The sequence below is a fragment of the Micromonospora sp. NPDC048843 genome (assembly GCF_040649965.1).
GTDB classification, from domain to species: domain Bacteria; phylum Actinomycetota; class Actinomycetes; order Mycobacteriales; family Micromonosporaceae; genus Micromonospora; species Micromonospora hortensis.
The window spans coordinates 1-5,979 of record NZ_JBEZGJ010000288.1 but is presented as its reverse complement, the minus strand read 5'-3'; the positions used below and the strand labels follow the sequence as shown (position 1 = coordinate 5,979).

The 5,979-nt window shown below is 68.2% G+C and carries 5 protein-coding genes and 1 pseudogene; 5 read left to right on the top strand and 1 reads right to left on the bottom strand.

Going from position 1 to position 5,979, the window contains the following annotated elements:
* The first annotated feature begins 428 nt into the window (after window positions 1-428).
* Window positions 429-638 carry a hypothetical protein gene (locus AB0C20_RS34720; RefSeq protein ID WP_357569597.1) on the top strand — a complete coding sequence of 70 codons (210 nt, stop codon included), beginning with the start codon at window positions 429-431 and terminating at the stop codon, window positions 636-638.
* 834 nt (window positions 639-1,472) lie between these two features.
* Window positions 1,473-1,630, top strand: a pseudogene (locus tag AB0C20_RS34715) (GNAT family N-acetyltransferase); the annotation flags it as partial.
* A 28-nt stretch (window positions 1,631-1,658) separates the two neighbouring features.
* Here the strand turns inward: AB0C20_RS34715 and AB0C20_RS34710 are convergent.
* Window positions 1,659-2,654: a DUF418 domain-containing protein gene (locus tag AB0C20_RS34710; protein ID WP_357178066.1), complete on the bottom strand. Its 996-nt coding sequence runs from the start codon at window positions 2,652-2,654 to the stop codon at window positions 1,659-1,661.
* A gap of 146 nt (window positions 2,655-2,800) precedes the next feature.
* On the opposite strand from AB0C20_RS34710, the gene AB0C20_RS34705 reads away from it, so the two are divergent.
* The 3 genes from AB0C20_RS34705 to AB0C20_RS34695 all read left to right on the top strand — a co-directional run.
* Entirely contained in the window at window positions 2,801-3,958 is a 1,158-nt protein-coding gene (locus tag AB0C20_RS34705) for a histidine kinase (protein ID WP_357178063.1), read from the top strand.
* Entirely contained in the window at window positions 3,955-4,593 is a 639-nt protein-coding gene (locus tag AB0C20_RS34700) for a response regulator transcription factor (RefSeq protein WP_357178060.1), read from the top strand. The genes AB0C20_RS34705 and AB0C20_RS34700 overlap by 4 nt, the downstream gene beginning before the upstream one ends.
* A gap of 649 nt (window positions 4,594-5,242) precedes the next feature.
* Window positions 5,243-5,979 (top strand): cellulose binding domain-containing protein (locus AB0C20_RS34695; RefSeq protein ID WP_357569596.1); only part of this gene is annotated, 737 nt, incomplete at its 3' end.

Sequence of the window (5,979 nt, the reverse complement as noted above, 5' to 3'; positions counted from 1 at the left end):
GCGACGGCAGGATGGACAGATCTGACGGCTGCGTGGACGCCTGCACTGTCTTGGGATATCACGATCCGCAGTGTGACGAGTCGTTCCCGAGCCATTGCATTCCTTCTGGGCGCCGTGGCTGAGCCAGCCGTACGTCTCTTCACCGTAATGCTTCGGCAAAGTCTTGATCTTCGTGAGCTTCAGACGCAGACAACAGACGTCACAGTGGGCCAAGGGTAGCGACCTCCCGTGGCGGACGCTCCTGGCACCGATCGGCGTCCAGAGGGGATTTGCCACTGCATTCGCTGTAACGCTTCAGGGCTGATGCGCGGGGCAGCCATGAGCGGATGCTGCCCGAGGCCCGATCGAGGTCCCCTCTACTCAGGGGCAACGCATGTTGGGTCATGCACGGAAAGTATCGATCAGAGTGCGCAGGGTCAAGTGGAGTGATGCTCGACGCGAAGCAGGTGCGGGTCGCATCGAGGCCCGCCCTAGCCTGGTATGCCAGCCTGCTCGTCAGGGCATATGACGACGCCATGACTGTCTACCGCAGCTCCGACACCGCAGCGGTCGGGCGACTCATCCGGATCCAGACCCTCGCCGTGGCGGTGCGAGCGCAGATCCGCGCGTTGCAGGAACACCGCGTTACATCGCGCTGATCGGCGCTGGATGCTCTGGCGCTGCGCGCGGTTGTGGTGAATTTCAGAGTTTGACGAAGGCGGTGAACCTCGTGCGCTCACTACCGAAGAACGCGAGCGGTACGGGTTGCCGTCAACGCCGGCCGACTGAAATTCACCAGGACCCAAGCGATGGGGCTCCCGCTTGATGCCTGCACGTTCATTTCGGTCGGTCGATAACTGAGCCAGCTGGCTGGCAAGCTTGGACCCTACGCGTCCCAGCTTTGATTCATGCTCACGCACGGTAATGAGCGCGCGAGGTTGAGTCAAAGCTGGCCGTGCCGTAATCTATAAGCATGTGCACCCGTAATGGAGCACAGGTGATACGTGCAAGAGTTCGAATCCCCCCTCGGACACAAAATCTCAGCATCCATGCTGTGTATCGCGTACTGGTGGTCGAGCGCGCTTGACCACGCAAATCTGATCTCAGCGACGCCCTCGACCGAGCCTGTCTCGATCGGGGGCGGTTGTCGTGGCTGAGCATTCTGTGGCTCCCGTTATTCCGCCCGTGCTGCTGTCGGACCGACAGCAGCACGGGCAGCGTCAGTCGCGTGGCGGCACGATGCTGTACGGCTGTGTCACTGGGAGGCAGCGGGCCGAGCGTTCCATGGCCGCGAGATGCGTTGGCGATGACGGCTGCGCGTTTCGCATCAACGAGCGGTTCGCCGACCGAACGTTCGACGGTTACCGGACGATGTTGGCCGCAGGCGCTGGTGGGAACGGTTGACGCAGCGTCGGGCCGATGGCCGTGACCAGCGCTCGGCAATGGGATGTGGTGCTCGGTGAGGGCCTTGCAATAACGTTCGTCCCGCGGACCGCGTCGAGCTGACGCACTCGACGGCAAACGTCGCGCCCTGCCGGGTGGCGCGGCACGCCGGCTTCACCGCCGCTGCGGTACGAACCGCAGCGAGGCCCGCCATGCGGACGGCTCGCACGACATGTACCTACTTGCCCGCATCGCCAGCGTCGGCTGATGGCTGACAGCTCATCAAGCGCGGCGAGTCAGGCGCGGCGGATCGGCTCCCGCTGCCACCAGGTGAGACACCGCCAGAGCCATTCGAGCGGGCCGTACCGGAAGGACCGTAGCCAGAGCACGCTGAAAATCGCCTGCACGACCCCGATCGCCAAGCCCAGTCCGACCACGGCGCCGTAGGAGGATCGGGAGCCGATGTCGAGCAGCGCATCACCGGTCACGATCAGGAACGACGCGGCGACGTAGTTGGTGAGCGCCACCCGACCGAGCGGCGATAGCAGCGCGCCGAGCGGGCGTCGCAGGGCGGTTCGCATCAGCAGCAGGAACCCGACGGTGAAGAGGAAGGCGAAGGCGAGCCCGGCCGGCAGGATCCGGTAGTTGGCGGTTGGGCCGACTCCAGCCCGGAACTGCAACCACCCAGTCACCGCGGCGACCGGCACCGCGACGGCGAGTGCGACCGCGAGTTGCCGGCCCCGCGACGGCAGCGTGTCCGGGATGTCGTACTCCGCGATTGCCAGGCCGAGCAGGAAGAGGCCCGGGATGATGAAGAGACCGTTGAAGGTCAGCGCGGCGGCGAGGGTCAACACGATGCCCAGCCCGAGCGCCCAGCGGCGGGACAGGTACGACGCCGGCAGGAGCACGACCAGCCCGAACACGGCGTAGAACTTCAGCACTTCGCCGGGCTGGATCAGGGTGTGCAGCGCGCCGAAGAGGCCCAGCCAGAGCAGCCGGCGCAGCAGCACCAGCCGGGGGCGATCGGTGCGCCGAGCCGCCGTACGCAGGAAAAGCGAGAAGCTGATCCCGAAGAGCAGCGAGAAGATCGGGAAAGGCCGTTGTACGAAGAGCAGCTCCCAGACGTACGCGCCGAGGTGCTCACCGGCCGGTCCGGAAACCCGGGTCAGGTGGGTCATCTGGACGATGTTGAACATGACGATGCCGAGGAGCGCGAGCCCACGCAGCGCGTCAAGTTCGTCGATGCGGTGGGGCCCAGCCGGTTGCGCCACGGGATCGGTCGAGTGTGCCATCCGGCAATGCCACCGCAGTCGTACCCGGTCGGGACAGGCCCGGAGGTCGCCTCCGCAACCTTCCTTCGTCGCGTTCTCCGGTCCCTTCGTTGGTACTCATGCCGCTCGCCGCGCCGATCCGGGCCAGCCCGGCTAACCTGCAACGCATGAGCGCGGTGGACCGCCGAAAGGTGCCGCCACTCGCCGTCGACGTGCTGCTGGTCGTCCTCGCGGCGGCGGCCGGCGTGGCCCGTGAGGTCGCTTTCCCGAGCGCCGGTTCGAGGCATCTCCCGGCCCTGGTCTGGGTCTGCGCGGCGGCGCAGGTCGGCGCGGCGGCCACCCTGCTGCTGCGCCGACGCCGGCCGTACTCGATGGCCCTGGTTATTGCCGGCGTCAGCCTGCTGGTGCCAGCGTCGGCGGTCTTCCTCGCGCCGTACGCGCTGATCGTCTACGGACGCGACCGTCGGCGGTCCTGGGCGGTGATCGCGGTGCTCGGGGTGTGCTGGCTGCTCGGCGCGCGGCTCTGGACGGTTGACGACCCGTTCAGCGGGCCCGGACTGCTGGCCATCTCGGCCCTGCTCGGCCTCTACGTGAGTGCCCGCCGCCGGCTCGTCGCGGAGCTGCTCGACCGCGCCGAACGCGCCGAGCGGGAGCGGCTGCTCCTTGCCGAGCAGGCCCGTAGCGACGAGCGGCTCCGGATCGCCGGCGAGATGCACGACGTGGTGACCCACCGGATCAACCTGATGGTGCTGCACGCCGGGGCGCTGGGCACCAGCGCGACGGATCCCGCTGTTCGCAGCGCCGCCGAAGAGCTGCGGACGACGGGCTGCCAGGCGCTGGCCGAGCTGCGCGACCTGGTCGGTGTGCTGAGGCATGGCGACCCACCGACAACCCGCGTCGCAGCGGAGGACCGGGCTGCGGAGGGCGACCTGAACGATCTCGTGACCGACTCGCGCGCGGTCGGTCTGCCGGTCCGTCTCGACGAGGAGGGTGACCCGTCAGCACTGGCACCGGCCGTGCGGCGCACCCTCTTTCGGGTGGTACAGGAATCCCTGACGAACGTCCACAAGCACGCGCCGGGCTCGCAGGTGACCGTGTTGATCCGCTATCAGCCGGATCTGGTCCGCGCGACCGTGACCAACGACCGGCCCGACCGTGCCCCCGACCCGGACCTCGCCGCCGCCGGCGGAGGCTCCGGCCTGGCTGGCCTGCGGAGTCGGGTCGACGTGCTGGGCGGCACCCTGGCCGCGGCGGTGACCCCGGAGGGCGGCTTCGCGGTGCGGGCCACCCTGCCCGGGCACGTGCCGACCACCGCCACGCGATGATCCGGATCCTGCTCGTCGACGACGAACGGATGGTCTGCGCCTACCTGCGGACGATTCTCGAAGCAGCCCCGGACGTCGAGGTCGTCGGCGAGGCGTACGACGGCGCAGAGGCCGTGGAGGCGGTGACCCGGTACCGGCCGAACCTGGTCCTGATGGACCTGCGGATGCCGGGCGTCGACGGGCTCACCGCCATCGAGCACCTCACCCGGGCCTCGGCGCCGCCGAGGATCGTCGCGCTGACCACGTTCGACCTCGACGAGTACGTGCTTCGGGCGATGCGGGCGGGTGCCGTCGGTTTCCTGCTCAAGTCGACGGCGCCGGAGGATCTCGTCAACTTGGTACGGGTCGCCGCCGCCGGGCACACGGTGCTGTCCCCGACCGCGACCCAGCGGCTGGTGGCGAGCCGGCACGACGGAGAACGGGTCCGCGAATTGGTCGCCACGCTCACAACCCGGGAGGTCGAGGTCCTCGGCTGTCTCGGCGCCGGCCGCTCCAACCAGCAGATCGCCCGACGACTGCACCTCTCCGAGGCGACGGTCAAGGGGTACGTCTCTCGACTGTTGGAGAAGCTCGGCTGCGACAACCGCACCCAGGCGGGCCTGCTGGCGCACCGGGCCGGCATCCCGGCGAACTGAGAGCACCCGGCTCAGTTGGGCAGCATGAACCGCGTCCAGTACCCGCCCACATCTGGCGCACCCAAGACGGGCGGCCGTTCGGCGTACTTGACGAGCCTCACGGAAGAGCGGCGAGGGCCTCGACCTGTGGTGATGCGGTCAAGCGGTGCGGCGTGACCTATCAGTAGAGGTCGGAGTGGTCCGGTGTTGCTGCACCCGGGATGGCTGGTGTCGGCCGGCGTCTCGGTTCGCCTACGGCTACGTCTGCGCGTTTACCGTAGATCGATGTGAAGCGTTGCGGGGTGAGCTCGCCAGCGTTCGCCGCAGTTCCCTCGTCTGAGGCATCGATCCCACGGGCAGCGCCCTGACCAGGCCCTTCAGCCTGAAGACCTCTTCGGCGAATCTGGCAAGAGCCAGAGGGCCTGATCTGCTGAAACGCGGGTTGGGCGCGCCGGCCCAACGTGAATGCTGTCTGGCTGCCGTTGAGCGGGAAGCTGCGCTATCCACTCTTCTGCCTGCTCGGCGCTTTGGCCGCTACCGATCAGCTATGGGCGGGCTGTCCGTTGTCCTGCGGGCGGCAGGACTGCCGTGCGTGCCTTGACAGGAAGGCGGAGCAGCAGGACAGTCGACATGCGTCATAGACGTTCATCTTTCTACGGCGAGGTGTGCCATGCGGAAGTCGCTGACTGCTGTGGCCGCCATCGCTGTTGCCATGGTCGCCATGATGGCCGCGATCTCACACGCCAGTGCGGCGAACGCGGCGGCCGGCTGTCGGGTGAACTACGTCGTCACCAGCCAGTGGACCGGTGGTTTCCACGCCGACATCGCGGTCACCAACTTGGGTGACCTAGTCAACGGGTGGACGCTGCGGTTCGCGTTCCCTGCAGTCGACCAGCGGCTCACGCAAACCTGGAGCGCCACCTGGGCGCAGGCGGGCCAGCAGGTCAGCGCGACCAATCTGGGCTGGAACGCGACCCTGGGCACCAATGGCTCCGCGAACATCGGTTTCGTTGGCGCCTGGTCGGGCAGCAACCCCATACCGGCGTCGTTCACGCTCAACGGCGTCACGTGCACCGGCGGCGTCCTGCCCAGCATGACGCCGACCCGGACGGGCACACCGCCGGTCGCTGACTACCCGGCGATCGTCACCTGGCTCAGCCCGACCGCCGGCGCGGTGTACACCACGCCGGGTACCGTCCCGCTGGCGGCGGCCGCGACCGTGGGAGGCGGACACAGCATCACCTCGGTGTCGTTCCGGGTGGACGGCGTCACGGTGGCCCGGGGGGTGAGGACGACCGGTGACCGGTTCGAGGCGCTGTGGACACCACCGATCGGGGAGCCCGGCACCAGCACCACCTTCGTGCTGTACGTCTCGGCCGGCACCGACCAGTCGCTGCCTGGCGCTGC